This is a genomic window from Terriglobus roseus, from assembly GCF_900102185.1.
Classification (GTDB): domain Bacteria; phylum Acidobacteriota; class Terriglobia; order Terriglobales; family Acidobacteriaceae; genus Terriglobus; species Terriglobus roseus_A.
On the sequence record NZ_LT629690.1, the window covers coordinates 1597822 to 1619469 of the forward strand.

20 protein-coding genes are annotated in these 21648 nt (G+C 56.1%); 16 read left to right on the top strand and 4 right to left on the bottom strand.

Translation table 11 applies throughout. The annotated features are described in order from the left end of the window. The first annotated feature begins 52 nt into the window (after nucleotides 1-52). Nucleotides 53-1465, top strand: coding sequence for a DUF418 domain-containing protein (locus tag BLT38_RS06770; RefSeq protein ID WP_172838173.1), 1413 nt, complete (start codon nucleotides 53-55; stop codon nucleotides 1463-1465). 12 nt (nucleotides 1466-1477) lie between these two features. Continuing rightward, the gene (locus BLT38_RS06775) at nucleotides 1478-2932 is read left to right on the top strand and encodes a DHA2 family efflux MFS transporter permease subunit (protein WP_083344495.1); all 1455 of its coding nucleotides are present in this window, start codon (nucleotides 1478-1480) and stop codon (nucleotides 2930-2932) included. Here the strand turns inward: BLT38_RS06775 and BLT38_RS06780 are convergent. Both BLT38_RS06780 and lexA read right to left on the bottom strand, forming a co-directional pair. Next, nucleotides 2929-3642, bottom strand: coding sequence for an HAD hydrolase-like protein (locus BLT38_RS06780; protein WP_083344496.1), 714 nt, complete (start codon nucleotides 3640-3642; stop codon nucleotides 2929-2931). The two genes, BLT38_RS06775 and BLT38_RS06780, sit on opposite strands and share 4 nt — an antisense overlap. Continuing rightward, nucleotides 3635-4240 (bottom strand): transcriptional repressor LexA, encoded by a 606-nt coding sequence (gene lexA / locus BLT38_RS06785; protein ID WP_083346957.1) that lies wholly within the window; start codon nucleotides 4238-4240, stop codon nucleotides 3635-3637. The genes BLT38_RS06780 and lexA overlap by 8 nt, the downstream gene beginning before the upstream one ends. Before the next feature lie 225 nt (nucleotides 4241-4465). Here lexA and BLT38_RS06790 point away from each other — a divergent pair, with 225 nt between their 5' ends. The 12 genes from BLT38_RS06790 to BLT38_RS06850 all read left to right on the top strand — a co-directional run bounded on the left by BLT38_RS06790 (nucleotide 4466) and on the right by BLT38_RS06850 (nucleotide 17916). Next, a complete protein-coding gene (locus BLT38_RS06790) occupies nucleotides 4466-5209 on the top strand; it encodes a response regulator transcription factor (RefSeq protein WP_083344497.1) in 744 nt (247 codons plus the stop codon). After that, complete coding sequence (locus BLT38_RS06795) at nucleotides 5206-5448, top strand: hypothetical protein (protein WP_083344498.1); 243 nt, start codon at nucleotides 5206-5208, stop codon at nucleotides 5446-5448. The genes BLT38_RS06790 and BLT38_RS06795 overlap by 4 nt, the downstream gene beginning before the upstream one ends. After that, entirely contained in the window at nucleotides 5445-6701 is a 1257-nt protein-coding gene (locus tag BLT38_RS06800) for a sigma-54 dependent transcriptional regulator (RefSeq protein WP_083344499.1), read from the top strand. Before BLT38_RS06795 ends, BLT38_RS06800 begins: the two co-directional genes overlap by 4 nt. A 122-nt stretch (nucleotides 6702-6823) precedes the next feature. After that, complete coding sequence (flgK, locus tag BLT38_RS06805; RefSeq protein WP_083344500.1) at nucleotides 6824-8176, top strand: flagellar hook-associated protein FlgK; 1353 nt, start codon at nucleotides 6824-6826, stop codon at nucleotides 8174-8176. 23 nt (nucleotides 8177-8199) lie between these two features. Beyond that, nucleotides 8200-9081, top strand: coding sequence for a flagellin (locus BLT38_RS06810; protein WP_083344501.1), 882 nt, complete (start codon nucleotides 8200-8202; stop codon nucleotides 9079-9081). A gap of 256 nt (nucleotides 9082-9337) precedes the next feature. Continuing rightward, nucleotides 9338-10552 carry an endo-1,4-beta-xylanase gene (locus BLT38_RS06820; RefSeq protein ID WP_231966796.1) on the top strand — a complete coding sequence of 405 codons (1215 nt, stop codon included), beginning with the start codon at nucleotides 9338-9340 and terminating at the stop codon, nucleotides 10550-10552. 85 nt (nucleotides 10553-10637) lie between these two features. Then, complete coding sequence (rpsO, locus tag BLT38_RS06825) at nucleotides 10638-10904, top strand: 30S ribosomal protein S15 (RefSeq protein ID WP_047487890.1); 267 nt, start codon at nucleotides 10638-10640, stop codon at nucleotides 10902-10904. 290 nt (nucleotides 10905-11194) lie between these two features. After that, a complete protein-coding gene (pnp, locus tag BLT38_RS06830; RefSeq protein WP_083344502.1) occupies nucleotides 11195-13588 on the top strand; it encodes a polyribonucleotide nucleotidyltransferase in 2394 nt (797 codons plus the stop codon). 146 nt (nucleotides 13589-13734) lie between these two features. Continuing rightward, nucleotides 13735-15486, top strand: a complete 1752-nt coding sequence (locus BLT38_RS06835; RefSeq protein ID WP_156785041.1) for a hypothetical protein — start codon at nucleotides 13735-13737, stop codon at nucleotides 15484-15486. A gap of 20 nt (nucleotides 15487-15506) precedes the next feature. After that, nucleotides 15507-16682, top strand: coding sequence for a glycosyltransferase family 2 protein (locus tag BLT38_RS06840; protein ID WP_197674946.1), 1176 nt, complete (start codon nucleotides 15507-15509; stop codon nucleotides 16680-16682). Between the two features lie 51 nt (nucleotides 16683-16733). Continuing rightward, nucleotides 16734-17144 carry a hypothetical protein gene (locus BLT38_RS06845; protein WP_083344504.1) on the top strand — a complete coding sequence of 137 codons (411 nt, stop codon included), beginning with the start codon at nucleotides 16734-16736 and terminating at the stop codon, nucleotides 17142-17144. Nucleotides 17145-17163: 19 nt separating this feature from the next. Next, nucleotides 17164-17916, top strand: a complete 753-nt coding sequence (locus BLT38_RS06850) for a dienelactone hydrolase family protein (protein WP_083344505.1) — start codon at nucleotides 17164-17166, stop codon at nucleotides 17914-17916. A 1-nt stretch (nucleotide 17917) separates the two neighbouring features. On the opposite strand, the gene BLT38_RS06855 is transcribed toward BLT38_RS06850, so the two are convergent. Further along, nucleotides 17918-18724 (bottom strand): ABC transporter ATP-binding protein, encoded by an 807-nt coding sequence (locus BLT38_RS06855; protein WP_083344506.1) that lies wholly within the window; start codon nucleotides 18722-18724, stop codon nucleotides 17918-17920. 5 nt (nucleotides 18725-18729) lie between these two features. Then, a complete protein-coding gene (locus BLT38_RS06860) occupies nucleotides 18730-19509 on the bottom strand; it encodes an MlaE family ABC transporter permease (protein ID WP_083344507.1) in 780 nt (259 codons plus the stop codon). A 122-nt stretch (nucleotides 19510-19631) separates the two neighbouring features. On the opposite strand from BLT38_RS06860, the gene BLT38_RS06865 reads away from it, so the two are divergent. Next, nucleotides 19632-20699, top strand: coding sequence for a zinc-binding dehydrogenase (locus BLT38_RS06865; protein ID WP_083344508.1), 1068 nt, complete (start codon nucleotides 19632-19634; stop codon nucleotides 20697-20699). Then, a complete protein-coding gene (gene hpnC, locus BLT38_RS06870) occupies nucleotides 20696-21646 on the top strand; it encodes a squalene synthase HpnC (protein WP_083344509.1) in 951 nt (316 codons plus the stop codon). Before BLT38_RS06865 ends, hpnC begins: the two co-directional genes overlap by 4 nt. Nucleotides 21647-21648: the final 2 nt, after the last annotated feature.

A 21648-nucleotide genomic window follows, 5' to 3' on the forward strand; every position in this document is an offset into this window, starting at 1 on the left:
TTCGGGTGTACTCTGCGTGCATTATCTTCTGCCGTTTGTACAGGAGTTCCGCATGGCGACTTCGTCTCTCGCGTTTGATGAATCAGCACTGCCTGCTGGCGTTGCGGAAGAGCTGGCTGGGCCGCCCGAACCATCGCTGGGCCCGGTATCTCGTCAAGAGCGCATTGGTGCGTTGGATGTGCTGCGCGGATTTTCGCTGATGGGCATCCTGATCATGAACGTCACGGATTTTGCCTATGGCTATACCAACTACCTGGTGCCGTTGAGCATGCTTTCGCCTGTGTTTAATGGGCCACATGCAAAGGCAAATACTGTTGCGTGGATGTTGCGCTGGGTGCTGGCTGAAGGCAAGATGCGCGCAATGTTCAGCATGTTGTTTGGCGCAGGCGCGGTCTTGTTGACGGAGCGAGCGGAACGGCGCGGTGGCGGCGATCGTGTGGCGGACATCTATCTTCGTCGCAATATGTGGCTTGTGTTGTTCGGCATGCTGCATGCGCTTCTGATTTGGAATGGCGACATTCTTTTCTGGTACGGCATTACGGGTTTGATCTTCCTGTACCCCATGCGCCACTTGAAGTCCAAGACGCTGCGAAGGACCGCGGGATGGTTGCTGCTGGTGTGGGTACTGGCTGCGGGGATTGGGCGTAGTGTGGGCGCGTATTACACGAACAAGGGTGGCGTTGATGCCATTGCCAAGGTGCATGCTGGCAAGACGCTGACGGAGAAGGAACGCAAAGACATTGTGGAGAAGGTGTCGCAGGACAAGGACTGGAGCCGTCTGCGCGTGGATACAGAAAAAGATATTGCCGATCACAAGAGCTATGCCAAAGCGCTGGCTGCTGATGCGAAAGACGCGATCAAGTCAGAGCAGGCGATTCAGTTTGCGTTTCCGGATGTGCTGATCTTCATGCTGCTGGGCATGGCGCTGTACAAGAATGGATTTCTTACTGGCGAGCAACCCACGAAGGTGTACGTGTGGACTGCGGTGATCGGCTATGCGATTTCATTGCCGCTGGGTGCGGCCGGGGCGATCATTGCGTGGAAGAGCGGTTTTGAGATTGTGAAGTCTACGATCTGGCTTTTTGCTCCCTACGATGTTTGTCGTGTGAGCGGTGCGCTGGCGAATGCCGCGTTGATTCTGTTGATTGTGCGTGCCGGTGCTTTGCGTTGGGCTACGAAGGCTGTTGCCAACGTGGGGCAGATGGCTTTGTCGAACTACCTGGCGACCAGTGTGATCTGCCGCTTCCTGTTTGTGTGGGGGCCAACGCACTGGTACGGCTACATGACGTACTACAAGGTGTATTACGTGATGGCGGGAGTTTGGGCGTTCAACCTGATCTTCAGCGCCATCTGGCTGCGCTACTTCCAGTTTGGTCCCGTGGAGTGGGCGTGGCGTTCGCTTACGTACTGGCATCGCCAGCCGATGAAGCTGCGTGTGGCGTCTGCGGAGACGGCCGCGGCTTAGTAAACTAAGAGCTTGGCGAACACTTCAAAGAGAGTCGAAGACCCGTCCACGCTTCGTGGTCATGCGCTGGCTGTTGCGTTGCTGGCAGCAGGTGCGCTGTTTATGGAGAACCTGGATGCGACGATTATCGCGACCGGGTTGCCAACGATGGCGCGTGACTTCGGCACGTCTGCCATTGCTGTGAATGTTGGTATTACGGCATACCTGTTGACACTGGCGATTTTCATCCCGGTGAGCGGGTGGGTAGCAACGCGGTTTGGCGAGCGGCGCGTTTTTACATCGGCCATTCTGATCTTTACCTGCGCCTCTGCTTTGTGTGGGCTTAGCCATACGCTGCCGTTGTTTACTGCTTCGCGCGTGTTGCAGGGTATTGGCGGGTCGATGATGGTGCCCGTTGGGCGGTTGATGGTGCTGCGCGCTTCCACTAAGGCGCAATTGATGAAGGCGATTGCTTATACGATCTGGCCTGCATTGGTGGCACCGATCCTTGGCCCTCCGTTGGGTGGATGGATTCTGTCGTTTACGACGTGGCCGTGGATGTTTCTGCTGAACGTGCCGATTGGTGTGGTGCTGTTTGCGTTGGCGCTGAAGCTGGTTCCGAAGGATCGCGAGACGGTTCGTGAGAGTTTTGATCTACCCGGGTTTCTGCTGGCGGGGTCCGCTTCCTTCTGCCTGATGTACCTGCTGGAGTCGCTGGAAGTGCAGCATGCTCCGGGGATGCAGGCGGCGGTGCTGCTGGTGCTGACTATTGTGTTGTCAGGGGCATTGGTGTGGTGGCTGCGTCGTGCTGAAAAGCCACTGTTTTCACTGGAAGTGTTTCGTATTGAGACATTCCGCGTGTCGAATGGCGCTGGATCACTGTTCCGGATGGCAGTGTTTTCCGTACCGTTCCTGTTGCCGCTGTTGTTTCAGGAGGCATTCGGTCTGAATCCGCTGGAGTCGGGATCGTTGACGATGGCGGTGTTTGCGGGGAATCTTGCAATGAAACCGCTGACTGGGCCACTGCTTCGTCGTTATGGCTTTCGGACGGTTTTGCTGTGGAATGGGACGTTGACTGCGGTGGCGCTGGTGGCTTGCGGATGGCTTCATGCAAACACGCCGAAGGTGATCACGCTGCTTGTCCTGTTTGCGGGAGGACTTGGCCGGTCGATGGAATTGACTGCATTGACGACCATGGGATTCGCGGACCTTCCGGAGAAGCTGAAGAACAGCGGCACCACGCTGGCTACGACGATTAACCAGATGACGACGAGCCTTGGTGTGGCTGTTTCTGCACTGGCTCTGCACGGAAGCGCACTGATGCGTGGTGGTGCGAGTGCCTTTGATTTTCGCGTGGCGTTTTGTGTGATGGCGGGCTTGGCAGCGTTGAGTTTGCCTTCGTACTGGACGATGCATCCTGCGGCGGGTGCGGCAGTGAGCGGAAACCTGATTCGGCAGGAACGGGAAGCGACGCCCGCGGAGGGTTAGGGTAGAAGCGCCTGCAGGGCGTCGAGCCATTTGGTGGGGCTATCCACCATGGCATCCGGGCCCGCTTCACGAAGTTTTTGAGGTGCCAAGCCGTAACTGCATCCGAGGCAGAGGACGCCGGCGTTGCGTGCAGTGGCAACGTCTACGTGGGAGTCGCCTACCAGAACGGTTCGTTGTGGGGATACCGGGCGGCCCAGCATTCGGGATGCTTCTTCCATCAATGCCTGCATGCCTTCGGGATCGGGCTTCTTGGTTGGGAAGCTGTCGCCGCCGTAATTGGCAAAGAAAAACTCGGACAGTCCGAGACCAGAACAGATGACGCGCGATGGGCGATATGGCTTGTTGGTAAGAATCGCCATCGGAAGAGATGGCGCAGCCGCACGAATCTTGCGAAGTTCACTGATCACGCCAGGATAGACGTAGGTGAAGTCGAGATTATGCGCGCGGTAATAGTCCAGGAAGAAGGGAATCGCTTGCGCGAAAGCTACTTCGTCCATGCCCCCGGTTGCTTCTAAGGCACGGCGGACGAGCATGGCAGCGCCATCGCCGATGAACTCTGCGATGCGGTGGGGTGGAAGTTGTTCGCGGCCCAGGAAGGCGAGGGTTGCATTGACCGACGCTGCTAAGTCTTGCTCCGAGTCAATCAGGGTCCCATCGAGATCGAAGACGAGAAGATCGCAGCGCAATTCGCCGCTGGTTTCCTCAGGCATACTTGCGCAACATGCCGAGGACCTTACCCTGGATCGCAACACGGTCCGCCGGAGCGAAGATGGGGGCCATCTCATTGTTGGAAGGCTGTAGGCGGATCAGGTTGCCTTCCTTGTAATAGCGCTTCAGCGTGGCGTCGGAACCGTCTACGAGCGCAACGACAATCTCACCTTCACGCGCTGTATTGGTGCGCTCTACCAAGACATAGTCGCCGTTGACGATGTGTTCGTCGCGCATGCTGTCGCCACGAACTTCAAGGGCGAAGACTTCGCGGTTGCCGATGATCTCAGAAAGGGAGATGGATTCCGCAGTTTCAATGGCTTCCACGGGCCGGCCAGCGGCGATTCTGCCCATGAGGGGCAGACGCTCGTTCCCCTTGCGTGAGTTCCTTGGAGAGAGAACATCGATGGAGCGGCTGCGATTATGAGCGCGCTGCAGGAGGCCTTTGTTGTGCAGATTTGTGATGTGTTTGTGCACCGTGGCAAGCGAATTCAGGCCAAGACCAGCCGCAATTTCTTCATAGGAAGGGGAGTATCCCTTGCGCTGGGTAAAGCCGGAGAGGAAGTCCAAAACCTCTTTTTGTCGCCGCGTAATCGCCATGGCTGAAATTGTAGCGAATAAAAAGCGAACTGCAAGGTAAAAGTTTCTTGAACCAAGAAAGCTAATGGGTGGTGCAGCCGTTCCCGATGTGGTACGACTCGCTGGCACCATTCTCACTGAATCATTGTTTTGTTCTCATCTGCGCGTCATCTTGGATTGCAGATCGGACGCCGGATTGGAAAGTGCGCCCGCTATAGATGGACAAATTACGCAGGAGACAGAGCAATGAGAGTGATGGTGGCAGAGGATGATGGGGCACTTTCTGTGTTTCTTAAGAAAGCGCTTGAATTGGAAGGGAATACGGTTCGCCTAGTAACAGATGGGGCCGGCGTATTAGAGGGCATTGAGGAAGACATGCCTGACCTGTTGGTGCTGGATCTGGGGCTTCCGCGGATGGATGGCGTGGATGTGCTGCGAGCACTGCACGGTCAGATCGACCTAATGTCCGTCCTGGTGTTGTCAGGTCGTTCGCAGCTTTCGGAAAAGATTGAATGTTTGAACCTGGGCGCGGATGACTATCTGTTGAAGCCGTTTTCCATGTATGAGTTGCTGGCACGTTGTAAGGCGATTGGTCGGCGGCGTATGGGATCCTCTGCTGGTTTGTTGCAATGCGCGGGATTGCGTATGGACCGCATTAAACGCAGTGTTTCCTATCACGAAGAGTTGCTGGACTTCACCTCAAAGGAATTTACGTTGCTGGAGTACCTGCTGCTGCAGAAGGGACGCGCTGTATCTCGTCGTGAACTCCTGCAGAATGTGTGGCAGATGTCGCCGGACGCCGGAACGAATGTGGTGGATGTTTATGTGAACTATCTCCGCCGTAAGCTGAGCGCAGTGGGCGCGTCGGGTTTGGTGCAGACGATGCGTGGCGAGGGATATGGCATTGCCGCGAAACAGAACGACGGTTTGCCGCGATTCGCAACCATGCCTATTGACGCTCGTTATCAAACGGCGTTGGAGGTTGCATGAACCAGATGGAGTTGACCATGGACGATGCTGCATTGGAAGAACTGGATGACGCAATCCACGCCTTGTCACAGCCTTTAACCGCGCTGTTGTTTGCTGTGGAGATGGCTGCTCTCCGCACGACACCCGATGAGATACAGGACGCATTGAACACTGCGCGCGCCGAGTGCCGCCGGGCAGTGGCGGAGTTGGAGCGAGTGCGTGAAGCCGCGGCGCGTCTTGAGGCGGGAGGGTCGCGATGAATTCAGTCGTGGCGGCGTCTGTTCAGCAACGTTCTGTGGTGTTGGTCACTCCGGATACGGAGTTGCGGCATAAGCTTTCCTCTTTGCTTTCAGATATGCGTTGGCAGGTCTTTCCAGCTTCCGGAGGGGCTGAGGCGATGATGCATCTCGGCAGCCTGGAGCCCGAGGCCATGATTGTGGATCACTGGCTTCCGGACCTGGATGCGTCGGAGTTTGCTGAGTATGCGGCGACGGTTTGTCCTGCGACGGATATGTTGCAAATGGATGGTAGTTGCAACGGTTCTAAAGTGCGCAGCGCGCGGCGTAACGAGCTTCTTCATGCGTTGCGAGAGGCGCAAGAATGCTGCGTGGAGAGAACACCTGCAACCGGTGGATTTGATGGTGCGGCCTGGCTTCATGCGCCTGTTACGGTGCCCTTTGCTGCGCCGATGGCGGTGGTGAAAGAAGCGCTTCCTGAGGTTGCTGAAGAGGTCAAGATGCATCTTCCGGAGTTTGTTGGAGACGCTTTGAAGATGCGGGAGTTGGCGCAGCAGATCCGCTTGGTCGCCCCACATGCAACTGCGAATGTTCTTGTGTTGGGAGAAACGGGAACAGGAAAAGAGTTGGTTGCAAAGGCCGTGCACCGGTTGAGCCCTCGTGCAGGAAAGCCGTTTGTTGTGTTGAACTGTGCGGCAATTCCGGAACACCTGTTGGAAGCTGAGTTGTTTGGCCATACGCGCGGAGCGTTTACAGGGGCGGTTTCTTCGCGCATGGGGCGCATAGAAGCTGCGCATGGTGGAACGCTTTTTCTGGATGAAATTGGAGAGATGCCGCTGCCGTTACAGGCGAAGATGCTGCGGTTTCTGGAGAACGGCGAGATTCAGAAGGTGGGTGAAAACGAGCCTATCCGTGTGGATGTGCGCATTGTTGCGGCGACGCATCAGCCTTTGGAAGAACTCGCTCGTGATCGGCGGTTCCGACCGGATTTGTATTATCGGCTTGCTGTATTTCCCGTGGAGATCCCGGCATTGCGGGAGAGGCGTGAAGATATCCCCATGCTGGTGGAACACACATTGCGCAAGCTTGGCGATAGCATGCCTCGTAAATCGATCAGCAGCGAAGCTCTTTCGCTATTGATGGAGCTTGACTGGGCAGGCAATGTTCGTGAGCTTTGCCACATGGTCCATCGCGCAGTGATTCTCTGCGGCGAGGAAGCGGGTATTCGGCCAGAACATATTCTGCTGCCGGGACGTTTCTCGGCGATGCAACATTAGAAAACTCGTAAACGAAACACATGTTGCAGTTAGGCCGCTCACAGGAGCGGCTTAACTCTTGGCCTTCTACGTGCATTTATCGGCAGTAAGTTGAAGTGACTTTAGTCAGGAGGGAGGGATTCATGCTTGAGATGCCAACAGCCGATGCACTGGAGCGCTATCTGACGCTGACCACGCAGCAGATGAAGTTGACTGCGACGAATATGGCGAATCAAAATACCGATGGCTACACGCGCCGTGTTGCGAGTTTTTCCAATAACGATACCGTGAATGTGAACGGTATTTCGACCAGTTCCGGCGTGTCAGCGACTGTTACAGCACAGCGGGACCGTGTTCTGCAGCGATCTTTGCAGCAGGCGACAGAGGCTTCAAGCGCCAGCAGCGCACGGACCACGGCGCTTGATAATCTGCAATCGTTATTCATGATCGATAGCTCTGGTGATGATGCGTCTGGAATCGGCGCAGCAATCAGCAACTTCTTTAACAGCATGACCTCACTTGGGTCGTCGCCTTCAGATACCAATACGCGGCAGACGGCGTATACCGCTGCGCAAGCGCTAGTGACGACGATGAACCGCACGGCGTCGCAACTTTCTTCACAGACGTCATCGCTCAATCAGCAGATTGGCACGTCTGTGGACCAGGTCAACAGCCTGCTCACGAATATTGCGTCCTTGAACAAGCAGATTCAGCAATCGGGTGGTCAGGATACGGATGGTTTGCAGGACCAGCGTGACCAGGCTGTTCTCTCGCTAGCAAAACTGGTGGATGTGAATACGGTCACGGCAACCGATGGAACAGTGAATCTGTCATTGTCCGATGGGACGCCTCTGTTAAGCGGAACGCAGGCGATGAACCTGAGCACGGCTACCGTCAGTGGCAACTTGCACATTCTTTCGAACGGAAACGATGTAACGAGTTCTGTTTTGTCAGGGAGTATCGGCGGCTTGCTGCAGGTTCGCGATCAGGATATTCCTGCGGTGCAGCAACAACTGGATGCGGTCGCCGTTGCGATTTCATCTGCAGTGAATGCCCAAAATGCCGCAGGGACTGATGCCAATGGAAATGCTGGAGGCGACGTCTTTTCTGGCAACACGGCTGCAACGCTGAGTATGGCTATCAGCAGTGGTGGCGGCATTGCCGCATCGTCGGATGGAAGCAACGCTACAGCGATTGGGGCTGTGGCATCGCAGGCAATTGTGGGATCGATGACCGCGTCTGGAGCTTTTTCCACGATGATCACATCGTTGGGGCAAACGGTTTCCGGTGCCAGTACTACAAAGTCCGCGAACGATGCCGTGCTGACACAAACCTCAACGCAAGTCGCGAATGTGTCGGGTGTCTCGTTGGATACGGAAGCCGCAAATCTTACACAGTATCAACGTTCGTATGAGGCGGCGGCAAAGGTGCTGTCGATTGCGAATGAGCTAATGGCGCAGGCGATCAATCTTGGCCAGCAAACGACGGTGTCGTAACGCGACCAGCGGGAGAATGATTCATGTTGAATAGCACCACCTCACTACAGCAAATGCTTGCGTCGCTCTCGAATCTGTCGGATCAGCAAACGCGCATCTCGCAGGAGATGTCTTCTGGCCTGCGCATCACTTCATTGGGGGATGACCCAGTGGCGTCGGGGCAGGCGGTGACTATGGCTGATGCATTGCGCCAGGATGCGGCCTTCTTGTCGACTGCCAGTAGTGCAACCAATCGCATGCAGACCGCGGACACTGCTTTGGGTTCTGTCGTGTCGCAGTTAACGTCGGCTATCAGCACCGCGACGGGAGCGTTTAATGACACAGGAAACGCGACGACCCGTGCGACTGCTGCGCAATCTCTGACGTCTATTCGTGACACGATCGTCTCGCTTGCGAATAGCAGCTATGGCGGGGCTTATTTGTTCTCTGGATCTTCGGCCGTGACTCCGTTTACGGAAGATGCGTCTGGGAATGTGACCTATACCGGCAATACAGACGTTACGAGTGTTGGGTTGACGTCAGGTGGCACAGTAACTACGTCTCTTACCGGGAGTGATGTTTTTACGGCATCGGGAGCATCGGTCTTTGATGCTTTGAATAACATCATCACCGCGTTGCAGAGTGGAACAACAACGGATGCTACATCACTTGTGGGTGGATTGCGGGATGCGTTGAATAATGTCATCTCGCAGCGTTCGACTTTGAATTCGGCCCAAAGCCGTATTTCGGGTGAGAGCGACTACATCACTGCGCAAAAGACCAACCTTCAGGCACAACAATCCACGCTGTTGTCTGCCGATACAGCGACGCTCGCGACGGAGCTTTCGGCGGTGACAACGCAGCGCTCCGCGTTGTTGAGCACGATTGCAGCCGTGCAAAAGGGAAGCCTCTTCGACTACCTGTAGCGGCAGTGTCATGCCGATATCCGGTACACTCGGCATGTGATTGGTGCGCTCAGTTTTCTATGGAACAGCACACGCGGAGCTAGGTTGCGTCCGTGGCGAAGCCCTTATCTTCTATGGCGCATTGAGACGTACTCCGGTATGCACGCAGAGGAGATTGGCGCGAAAGACGTAATGCGTTTCCTCTGGCAGGAGAAATGGCAGTTCCTGCGATTCCTTCGATGGACTGACGAGATCCGCAAAGAGAGCAAAACTCCTCATGCCTGATTCGCGTTCATTCAGTCGCAGAGAGTTGCTGCAGGGAGCTTCGGTGGTTGCGACCTCTGCAGCTATGACGACGTTGACTGGATGCGGCCCGAAGCGGATGTCGGGCTCCGCGCATGGATTACCGGGAGTGGACGTCAGCGGGCCTCACTCGTTGAAGGCACATGCGATGGATGCGCGAATGCTCTTTGGCTTCGCCGTCAACATTCAGAAGTTGCGTGACGATGCTGGGTATCGCGCTCTGGTAGAGCAGCAGTGCAGCATTATCGTCGCGGAAAATGCGATGAAATGGCAGGCGCTGCGGCCAGCAATCGATCAGTTTTCTTTCGCAGACGCGGATGCGTTGGTGGAATTTGCCTCCCGCCGTCACATCCGTCTCCGCGGGCATAACCTCTGCTGGCATGAGGCATTGCCGGAGTGGTTTTCCAGACAAGTGACGGCGGTGAATGCGCGCCAGTTGCTGCGGGAGCATATCCGCACTGTGGCTGGTCGCTACGCCGGGCGGATGCATTCGTGGGATGTGGTGAACGAGGCGATCGAGGTGAAAGATGGTCGTCCCGACGGCCTTCGGAACACACCCTGGCTGCAGCTGATCGGCACTGACTACATCGAGATGGCATTTCGGGTGGCGCGCGATGCCGACCCGTCGGCGTTACTGACGTACAACGAGTACGGGATAGAGCAGGAAACGCAGGAAGCCGCTATGAAGCGGGCTGCGGTGCTTTTGATGTTACGGCGGTTAAAGCAACGCAATGTGCCGTTGGACGCGGTTGGTATTCAATCCCACTTACAAGCGCAACCCGCGTACGGTTACGGGGCTGGTTTGCGGCGGTTTGTGCAGGATTGTCGTGAGATTGGTCTAGAAGTCTTTGTTACGGAACTGGATGTGAACGACCGCACTTTGCCTTCGGACGTTTCGGCGCGGGATATTGGGGTGGCTAGTCGTTATCGCAGCTATCTGGATCTGTTATTGCCGGAAAGAAACGTGACGGCTGTATTGACGTGGGGCGTTTCGGATGACGGAACATGGTTAAACAACGGCAAGGATCGGGCGAGGGAAGATGGCTTACCCCAACGTCCTCTGCTATTTGACGATCATCTGCGCGCCAAACCGGCATTTGTAGCTGTTCGGGATGCTTTTGATGCACGGCGGCAGACGGGTGCCTTGCGGAGTACCCCAACACAGCAGAAACCACTGCCGAAACTGTAGGTTGGCTTTGGCGAATCTTCGCCCCAGTGGTATCCTGTTGCGTAGACCAATTCGGCTTTATTGAAATCAGGAGCACTACAAGACAGTGTTGGCAACAGTTAAAAAGAACGAGATTATCAGCAAGTATCGTGTGCACGATACCGATACCGGCAGCCCCGAAGTGCAGATCGCTATTCTGAGCGAGCGCATCGGCCAGTTGACCGAGCACTTCAAGACGCACAAGAAGGACCATGGTTCGCGCCGCGGCCTGCTGATGCTGGTGTCCAAGCGCCGCAGCCTGCTGGATTACCTGAAGAAGAACGACTCCGACCGCTACCGCGAAGTGATCGCGAAGCTCGGCATCCGTAAGTAAATCTTCCTTCAAGTTATTCCGAGGGCCGCTTCTCGTGCATTCATTTATCGGGAGCACCGTATCTGCTGTGCCGGGACGTTATCGTCCCGGCTACACGCTCTTTCAGAGGAGCGTGAACGGTTGAGCCTGCCCTTCGGCACATCCAGTATTTTGTTCCGGACATCGTCTGGAATGACCCTCGCATCGTCATTTTCAAGAATTTCGCGCCACGCAGGCCACCGTGCCGTGCGTGCGCATGCGCACGTCTGCGCAAATAAGTTTCCATATACCAAAAAGAGAGAATACCCGCTATGAAGCAGGAGATTACCGTTGAACTTGCCGGTGGCAAGAGCATCACATTTGAAACGGGCCGCATTGCCAAGCAGGCATCGGGCGCTGCCTTTGTAAGCAGCGGCGACACCGTTATCCTGGCAACCGCCGTTGGCGCTCCGGAGCCGAAGGAAGGCATCGACTTCTTTCCGCTGACCGTTGAGTATCGCGAAACCAGCTACGCCGGTGGCCGTATCCCCGGCGGTTTCATCAAGCGTGAAGGACGCCCTTCTGAGAAGGAAATCCTCACCTCGCGTCAGATTGACCGCCCCATTCGTCCCCTGTTTGCTGAGACTTACCGCAACGAAACCCAGGTGGTTGCGTTCGTGTACTCCGCGGATAAGCAGAATGATCCCGACGCAATTGCCATCAACGCAGCATCCTGCGCTCTGGCTCTCAGCGACATTCCGTTCCTTGGCCCCATCGGTGCGGTTCGCATCGGCATCGTAGACGGCGAGTTCATCGTGAACCCCACCTATGAGGAGCGCGGTAAGAGCCTGCTGAACATCATGGTTGCCGGTACGAAGGACGGCATCACGATGGTGGAGTCTGGCGCGAAGGAAGTTTCGGAAGACAAGGCTGTTGAAGCGATCGAGTTTGCTCATGGGCAAATCAAGCTGATCTGTGCTGCTATCAACGAGCTAGCTGCAAAGGCTGGCAAGCAGAAGCGCGCTGTTGCAGAAGCAGAGGACCTGTCCGGCTACTACAACGAGCTGAAGTCGCAGGTAGGTGAGCGCCTGACCGATGCTCTGGACACGCAGAAGTATGGCAAGACCGAGAGCTACGCGAAGATCGCTGAAATCAAGAGCGAGTTGAAGAAGGCTCTGCCGGAAGGCGATGCTGCCGCTGCCAAGAAGCTGGGCAAGGTCTACGAACTGTTGCGCGAAAACATCTTCCGCGAGCAGGTTCTGAAGAACCGCATTCGTCCCGACCGTCGCGCTTTCGATGAGGTTCGCAAGATCGATATCGAAGTGGGCGTTCTGCCGCGCACGCACGGTTCGGCGTTGTTCACCCGTGGCGAAACACAGGCCCTGGTTACTGCAACACTCGGTACCGCAGACGATGCGCAGCGCCTGGAAACCTACGAAGGCGAAGTGAAGAAGCGCTTCATGCTTCACTACAACTTCCCGCCGTATTCCGTTGGTGAAGTTGGACGTATGACCGGTACTGGTCGCCGGGAAATCGGCCACGGCGCTTTAGCTTCGCGTGCGATTGAAGCAGTTCTGCCGGATGAAAAGTCCTCGCCCTACACGCTGCGCGTGGTGTCAGATATCACCGAGTCGAATGGTTCCTCGTCCATGGCTTCGGTCTGCGGCGCTTCGCTGTCGCTGATGCAGGCTGGCATTCCGCTGAAGGCTGCTGTTGCTGGTATCGCTATGGGCTTGGTTAAGGAAGGCGACGACTACGCTGTCCTGACCGACATTGCTGGTGCGGAAGATCACTACGGCGACATGGACTTCAAGGTGGCCGGAACGCGCGAGGGCATTACCGCGCTGCAGATGGACATCAAGATCATGGGCATCACGCCGCAGATCATGCGTGAGGCTTTGGCGCAGGCCAAGGCTGCTCGCCTGTTCCTGCTGGACAAGATGGATGCGGTGATCGCGTCGGCTTCGGAAGAGAAGTCGCGCTACGCTCCGCAGATCAAGACCCTGCAGATTCCGACGGACAAGATTCGTGACCTGATCGGACCTGGCGGCAAGGTAATCCGCGGCATTATCGAAGCCACACAGGTGAAGATCGACGTGGACGACAGCGGTAAAGTCGATGTTTCGTCGAGCGATCCGGATGGCCTCGCACGCGCGATCCAGATGATCAGTGATCTCACGGCTGTTCCTGAGCCGGGTAAGACCTACCTGGGCAAGGTAGTTCGTCTGGCAGAGTTCGGTGCATTTGTCGAAATCTTCCCCGGTACGGACGGCCTGCTGCACGTTTCTGAAATCGCAGAGCATCGCGTAAAGGACGTGAAGGACGAACTTCGTGAAGGCGATCAGGTTCTTGTGAAGGTACTGGCAATTGAAGGCAACCGCATCAAGCTCAGCCGTAAGGCTGTTCTGAAGGAGCAGCGTGCAAAGCTTGGCCTGCCTGAGCCAGAGACGGAACAGGCAAGCAGCGATCGCGGACCACGTCCGCCTCGTCCGGCAGCACCCGCACCGACGGAGACCATCACGCTGGAAGGCGGCGATGACTTCGACGAGGATGATGATTTGGACGAAGAGGGCGAGGATGAAGGTGATGAGTCCGATGCAGCGAACCCGGATGCTCCGTCGCAGAACGCAGGCGACGCAGCTCAGGCGCAGCGTCGTCGTCGCCGCCGTCGTGGTGGACGTCGTGCACCTGGCGCTGGCGGTAACAACGGCGCACCTCGTGCGTAACTCTCATTGATTGAGATAAGAGAAGACCGCGGCAAAATGCCGCGGTCTTCTTCTTTTGACCTTGTCGCAACAGGCAGCACCGCTACATAAGCTATCCTGAAGATGCTTCCACTGTGCTCCCCATCTTTCAAACCCCTGGAAGGCGCGTGAACGCTTCAGCTATACGAAAAGTCCTTTGGATATACCTCCTGCTGCTGGTGCCGCTGGCTTGGTTTTCTGCGCAATATGATGGCTACGCCATTGATGGAGACGCCGTAGCCTACATGGACTTGGCCGACTTGATCCGTGGCCATAACTTACACGCGGCAGTAAATGGTTATTGGCACCCGTTGTATCCAGCGTTTCTGGCTGCGGCGCAGACGATATTCCATACGAACCGATGGAATGAACTGGGTGCCTACTACGCGGTAAATGTCTTCATCTTCTTTCTCGAAGTGGGGAGCGTACTGCTTCTGGTGCACGGACTGGTGAGTCTGCGCAAGCGTCTGGCGCCCGCCATGGAGAGCCTGCTCTCTTTCGATCTGCTTTCGCTGTTTGGTCTTTCGCTTCTGGTGATTGCAACCACGCGAGAGCTCTCGTTGGACAAAGTTCGCACAGATAGTCTTCTGCAGGCGTTGATCTTCGGTGGTGTGGGACTGTTGCTGGAAGCTCTGGCTTCAGAGGGCAGCGTGGCGTTTGTTTATGCGGGATTGATGGGGCTGACGCTAGGGTTTGCGTATCTGACAAAGTCCTTCGCATTCCTACTGGCACTCTTGTGTGTAGCTACGCTTGTGGCATTCTCTGTGCTGTTTTGTAAGCGACGTATTCCGGTAGCACTTGCGCAAAGCGTTGTCGCATTGGTTCTATTTGGCGTTGTTGCTGGACCATACATCGCAGCGCTTTCCCGGCAACATCATCGTTTCGATTTTGGTGACTCTGGCAGTTTGAACTACATCTGGTATGTCTCCGGCACAGAGAAGATGCATCTGCAGCAGCGAATGACGGACTCATTCGGCTCTGCCACGGTCGAGTTGAAGCATCCTGAGCAAGAGTTGATGCGCACGCCCGGAGTCTACAGTTACACGCAAATGCAGCACGGGACGTATCCACCGTGGTTTGATCCAACGTACTGGAATGATCACATTACGGCGAAGTTTTCTCTGTCGCGTTTGATGGCACGTGATGAGCGCAACGTCGTTCTGATCTTTCGCTACCTCTTCAATCATCCAGAGCCGCTGATTCTGTTGCTGGTTCTATTGCTGACGTGTGGAAGGCTTAACTGGCGCGGGCGTTACGCGTGGCCGATAGTGGGATTGGGCATCCTGATATGGGCAATTTATTCCCTCGTGAATGTCGAAGAGCGATACGTCACAGCCGCGTATCTCCTGATTCTGATCGGGCTCTTCGGCGTGTTCGAAAGACGCGAACGATATGAGAGGGCTTCACTGATTGTGCCTTCTGCAATATTGCTTCTGTTTGCACTGTTACCTTTGGGAGCGATGGCGCGACAGGCAGCCGAAAATCGACGGCAACTTTCGATCATCGGACAGGTACCGGCATGGCGTGATGCGCAGATTTTTGGTGCAGCAGAAGGACTGCAGGCCATGGGGTTGAAGCCTGGCGACAGCATTGCCTGCATTGGAATGACTGCCTGCGTCAACGATTTTTACTGGGCGCGTGCGGCCGGTGTTCGTATTGTTGGTGAGATTTATGCGCCTGAATCAAAGCATTTGGCCACGCAATTGGACACGATGCCGTACCGCCAACAGGCATTGGATGCTCTTCGCAGCCAAGGGGCAAAGGTGATTGTGGGCGCGTTTGATCCAGGAGAGATGAACACTAACCACCCCGCCACGGAAGGGTGGCAACGGCTTGGCGAGACGAGGTACTACGCTCTTCGTTTAAGTCCGAAGTCCTAAGTCATGCCATGATGAATGCAATGAGCTCACAAGAAGCCGCACATACAGGTTCGTTGGAACTCACAGTTGTTATGCCCTGCTTGAACGAGGCTGAGACGCTTGCCGTTTGCGTCGATAAAGCAATGGCAGCACTGCGTGATAACAACATCGCGGGAGAAGTGGTGGTTGCGGACAACGGTTCCACCGACGGCTCGCAACAGATCGCCACAACTCACGGTGCGCGGGTAGTTAATGTACCTATCCGTGGTTACGGGGCCGCGCTGAATGCGGGCATTCTTGCTGCACAAGGCAAGTATGTGTTGATGGCGGACGCGGACGACAGCTATAACTTCACGCACATCCCGCGCTTTTTAGAAAAACTTCGCAACGGTGCAGATCTTGTTATGGGCAATCGCTTTGCCGGCGGGATTGGGCCGGGTGCGATGCCGCCGCTTCATAAGTATCTTGGTAATCCGGTTTTGAGTTGGATGGGACGTACGCTGTTCCACACACCTGTAGGCGATTTCCATTGCGGTATCCGTGCTTTCAGTAAGAGCGCGTACGAATCTCTCGCACTGCGCACCACCGGCATGGAGTTTGCCAGCGAGATGGTGGTGAAAGCGTCGCTGCAAAAACAGAACATTGTTGAAGTGCCCACGACGTTGCAGAAGGATGGCCGCAGTCGTCCTCCGCACCTGAAGACATGGCGTGATGGATGGCGTCACTTCCGGTTTCTGTTGTTATATTCGCCGCGTTGGTTGTTCCTGTTTCCTGGCCTCACTCTGATGCTTGGCGGTTTTGGATTGATGGCGTGGCTGATGCCTGCTGAGCGTCCGCTCGGGCATGTCAATCTGGGCGTAGATACGTTGGCCTATGCGGCTGCGGCGGTGTTGTTAGGTTTTCAGCTTGTCTTCTTTGGTGTTGCGGCCAAGGTGTTTGCTATAACCGAAGGGCTTCTTCCGGAAGACGAAAGCTTTGACCGGTGGTTTCAATACATCACGCTGGAGACCGGTTTGATCGCGGGCGTGTTGCTACTCCTGGTCGGTATTGGAATTGCGGCCTCTTCGGTCGTCGGGTGGGCACATACGGGCTATGGCCCGCTGCCTCCGGTGGAGATGATGCGTCGCACACTTCCTGCCATGTTGTGCCTGATGTTGGGAACGCAGGTGTGCTTCGGCAGCTTCTTCCTCAGCCTTCTGGGCCTGCGTCGCCGGTAAACGGCGAACGCAGGCTTTGCACAAGCCTGTTTTGTTTACACTAGGCCGCAGATGGCAGCTTCGATGTACATCGTCGTTGAGGGAGACGATCCTGGCTTCGACACGTTCGTAAACGGTCGCGCACTGGCTCGCAATGAAGATCCGCTAGAGCGTCTGGCGATTCACCTTGGAGTACGCCCTCTCATTGACTTCTTCTCTGCGGATGACAACGCCATGGCGCTGTTGCTGGAAGAAGGCGCGGGAGACCCAGAGCTTCAGGGAAGGCTGCTTCCACCGCAGTGGTTCAGCGGACATGAGGGTTTGGCTACGGTGTCGCCCATGCTGCAAGCCTTGCAGGAAGACCCTGCGCTGATCGGCAGCGAAGGTGAGTTCATTCGCGAAGAGCTTGAAGAGTATGAGACCGTTCTTCGCAAGGCGGCGGATCGCGGCGTGCGATGGCATCTTGCGGTGAGTTTTCGGTAAACAAAATGGAGATGGAACTGTGATCCTTGCACCGCATGAAGATGTAACTCTTGAGACTCCTTACGGCCCCATGCGCACGCATATTGTGCGTCCGGCAGCTCCCGGTAAGTATCCAGGGCTCGTGTTTTATTCGGAGATCTTCCAGATCACAGAACCCATCCGCCGCACTGCCGCGTTACTTGCAGGACACGGCTATGTCGTCGCAATGCCGGAGGTTTACCACGAGTTTCTGCCTGCCGGCGAAGTGTTGGCGTATGACCAGGCTGGCAGTGATGTGGGCAACAAGTACAAGTATGAGAAGGAACTGGCTAGCTATGACGCGGATACGCGTGCGGTTCTGGATCATCTGAAATCGCGTGAGGATTGCACAGGCGAGCTTGGCGCTATTGGTATCTGCCTTGGTGGTCACTTATCGTTCCGCGCTGCCTTTGAGCCCGATGTGCGCGCTACGGTTTGTTTCTATGGCACGGACATTCACAAGGGATCGCTAGGCAAGGGGCAGAACGACGATTCGTTAGCGCGTGCTGCGGAGATCAAGGGCGAGTTGCTGATGATCTGGGGCCGTCAGGATCCGCACATCCCGCTGGAAGGCCGCCGGACGATCCTCAATCGTTTAGATGAACTGAATCTGCGTTTTGCTTGGCACGAGGTGAATGGAGCGCACGCGTTCATGCGTGATGAGGGCGCTCGTTATGATCCGGAGCTAGCAATGCATCTGTATCGCGAGACGCTGAATCTCTTTGCACGCCGATTGGGACAGGGCGATCGATAGGCTACGAGAGGAAATTCTGTAACCACGGGTCTTCGCTGTGAGTTAACTCCAGCGTGGACCCGTCGAAGACGACCCGTCCTTCGTTCAGCACCAGAAATTTTGTGTTCTGATCCACACCACCATCCGGGATGAGTGTTGCGGACTTTGTTGCACTATCCCAATGATGCGTGGCCAGGAAGAACGCGTCTTGGAGGCGATGCGTAATCATCAGGGAAGTCGTATGCGATTCGTCACGCTGCTTCAGGATCAGCTCCACAATGGTCGTGGATGTGATGGGATCCAGGCCGCCGGTAGGCGAATCGTAAAGGATCAAGTCTGGTTTGGTGATCAGCGCTCGCGCGATCGAAACGCGTCGACGCATACCGCCCGAGAGTTCTGATGGAAATTTGTCGATCGCCTGGCCCAGTTCCACGAATTCCAACGCCTCTTCGACTCGTTTGTGCGCTTCGGCTGGATCGACGCCTTCTTCGTTCAGACGATAGGCGACGTTGTCTTCCACATCCATGGAGTCAAACAAGGCAGACTCCTGAAAGACCATGCCCACCCGACGCCGCATCTGGAAGAGTTCCTGCTGCTTCATCGTGGTGACCTCCTGACCGAAGACGCGGATACTGCCGCTGTCCGGTGGGATCAATCCGTTGATGATCTTCAGCAGGACGCTCTTACCGCCGCCTGCAGGCCCCAGCAGGACACACGTTTCACCGTTATTCAGCGTGAAGCTGACGTCATCGAGAACACGATTGTTGTCGAAGGCAATGCTGACGTTACGAACCTCAAGCACTGGCTCCTTGGGTTTTTCTTCGGGCATGATGGTCACCGCCCGAAGATGCCGATGGTCAGTCGGCTAATGAGAAAGTCCACCACGATGATCATCACGGAAGACACGACTACGGCCTGGGTGGTCGCTTTGCCTACTCCCTGGGTTCCACCCTTGGTGCTCATGCCGAAGTAGCAGCCGACTGTGGCAATAATGAATCCGAAGAAGACAGGTTTCATCATGCCCTGGACCACATCGCCGTAGTTCAGAGCGCGGTAACTGGTGCGCCAGTAGGAGTGTCCGTTCAGACCCAGCATAAAGACGCCGACAAGGCCACCGCCCAGCATTCCGACCGCGTCCGAAATGACCGTAAGCCAGAAGAGCATGAAGACTGTAGCGGAGACGCGCGGCGCGACGAGTTTGCGGATGGGGTCGACGCCTAGAGCACGCATGGCGTCGAGCTGTTCCGTCACCTTCATGGAGCCAAGTTCGCTGGCCATACCCGAGGCGTTACGGCCTGAAACCATCAGACCGGTCAGCACAGGGCCAAGCTCCTTCACCATGGAGAGCGCAACGAGTGTGCCCGTCATGGAGACGGCGCCAAATTCTTTAAGCGACGAAACGGATTGCAGGGCCAGAACGCAGCCGGTGAAAAAGCCCGACAGGATCACAATTGGCAACGATCCGATGCCGATGGAGTCCATCTGCGTGAAGATGTCAGAAAAGTAAATGGGACGCGAAAAGAGAGATGCGATGGAGCGACCGCAGAGCAGTGAGTACTCCTGCACGGACCACAGCTTGTCTTTTGTAAATTCAGTTGGCGAAACAAACTTCATCCGTGGTCGCTGGCCTGTCCTTAAAAGTTTGGAAGTCCCGGTCAAGGTATCAGATGCGGAGAAACGAACATCCGTTTCGCATCCCCTGCTTAAGCATGCAACAGGTGAGAAAATAGTAACGAATGGCAAAGACGATGCAAGCCGTAGTTCTCCATGGCAGGGAAGACCTGCGGCTGGAGACGGTTTCTGTTCCAGAAATTGGTCCCGGAGAGCTTTTGGTGCGCGTTGGCGCAGCCTTGACCTGCGGTACGGACCTGAAGGTGTTCCGCCGCGGATACCACGCGAAAATGCTGGTCCCCCCCACGCTTTTCGGCCATGAGATTGCTGGAACTGTTGTGGCAATGGGTGAAGGAGTCGCCGGTTTTAAGCCGGGTGATCGTATTGTGGCGTCCAATTCGGCCCCTTGCGGTGCCTGCCTGTTCTGCCGTCGCGATCAGCCGAACCTGTGCAGCGACCTGCTGTTCAACAACGGCGCGTATGCCGAATACATCCGTATTCCGGCGCGCATTGTCGAGAAGAATACACTTCACATCCCGGATGGAGTCCCATTTGAGCATGCAGCCCTGATGGAGCCTCTGGCATGCGTCGTTCTGGGGTTGGAGCAGTGTTTTCCCAAGCCCGGTGACACGCTCGTGGTCATCGGAGCAGGTCCGATTGGACTTATGTTTATTCGCACGGCACACATCAACGGATGCCGCGTGATTGCCGTAGTGAAGCGCGACGACCAGATTGCCAGCGCAAAGCGGTTTGGCGCAGATGAAGTTGTCCAGATAGCCGAAGGTGTCGATACGGTCGCTGCTGTGCGCGCGCTGACGCCTGAAAATGAAGGCGCAGACATCGTGGTGGAGTGCGTCGCCACGCCTTCAACCTGGGAACAGTCCGTGGACATGGTGCGCAAGGGCGGCACGGTGAACTTCTTTGGTGGCCCGCCCAGCGGCACGGTTGTAGCGCTGGATACCAACCGCCTGCATTACGGCGACATCACGTTGAAGGCCACGTTCCATCACACTCCTGCAACCAACCGTCGTGCCTTTGAATTGATCACGAGCGGGCGTATGCGTGCGGAAGATTTCATTACTGCGACTGCATCGTTGAGTGATGTGCCGGATGTTTTCGCGAAGATGTTGGTGCGCAGCGACAATCGCATGCTCGACATCAAGACCGCCATCTTGCCAGGGAGCGCGGCATGATTTCCGTTGCGGAACAGCGTCTGGAAGGCGCTCCGGTGGAACTGTTGGAACCTGCCACGCGGCCTTCTCTGGAGGAAGCGCAGGCGTGGTGCAAGGCGCTGGCAGAATCGCATTACGAGAACTTTCATGTAGCCACGGCGTTCCTGCCGAAACCGCTGCGTCCGCATTTTCATGCGGTTTATGCCTTCTGCCGCGTGTCAGACGATCTGGGTGATGAAGTCGCCGACACGGCAACAGCAACGCGCTTGCTGCATACGTGGCGCGAGATGTTGGACGAGTGCTACGACTCTCCCGAGTTGTCGCGGCATCCTGTCTTCGTCGCTTTGCGGCCCACGATTGTGGCATGTGATCTACCGAAGAAACCGTTCGCTGATCTCATTGCCGCATTTGAGCAGGACCAGGTAAAGACGCGGTTCGCCACGTTGGCTGAGGACGAAGAGTACTCGGTGTATTCAGCAAACCCTGTGGGGTCGTTGGTGCTGTATCTGTGCGGCTATCGTGAGCCCGCGCTGCATGCATTGAGCGATAAGACATGCACCGCGTTGCAGCTCGCAAACTTCTGGCAGGACGTGGGCGAGGATCTTAGCCAGCGCAACCGCATCTATCTGCCGCAGGATCGCATGACGAAGTTTGGTGTTAATGAAGCTGATCTTCGGAGCGGACGCGAGACGGATGGATATCGCGCCATGCTGCAAGAGCTTTGTGCGGAGACACGCGCCATGCTGCTGGAAGGCGCGCCGTTGATCGATCGTGTTGACCGCGAACTTGCGGCGACGCTGCGGCTCTTTACACAGGGCGGCCTTGCCATTCTGGATGCGATTGCAGCTATCGGATACAACACGCTCAGTCAGCGACCAGAAGTCAGCAAGAGTGCAAAGTTGAAACTGTTGTTGGGCGCCGGACTAAGCAAGCTTGGCGTGCATCGGGGATCGCGAGGGCTTCGCTGAGA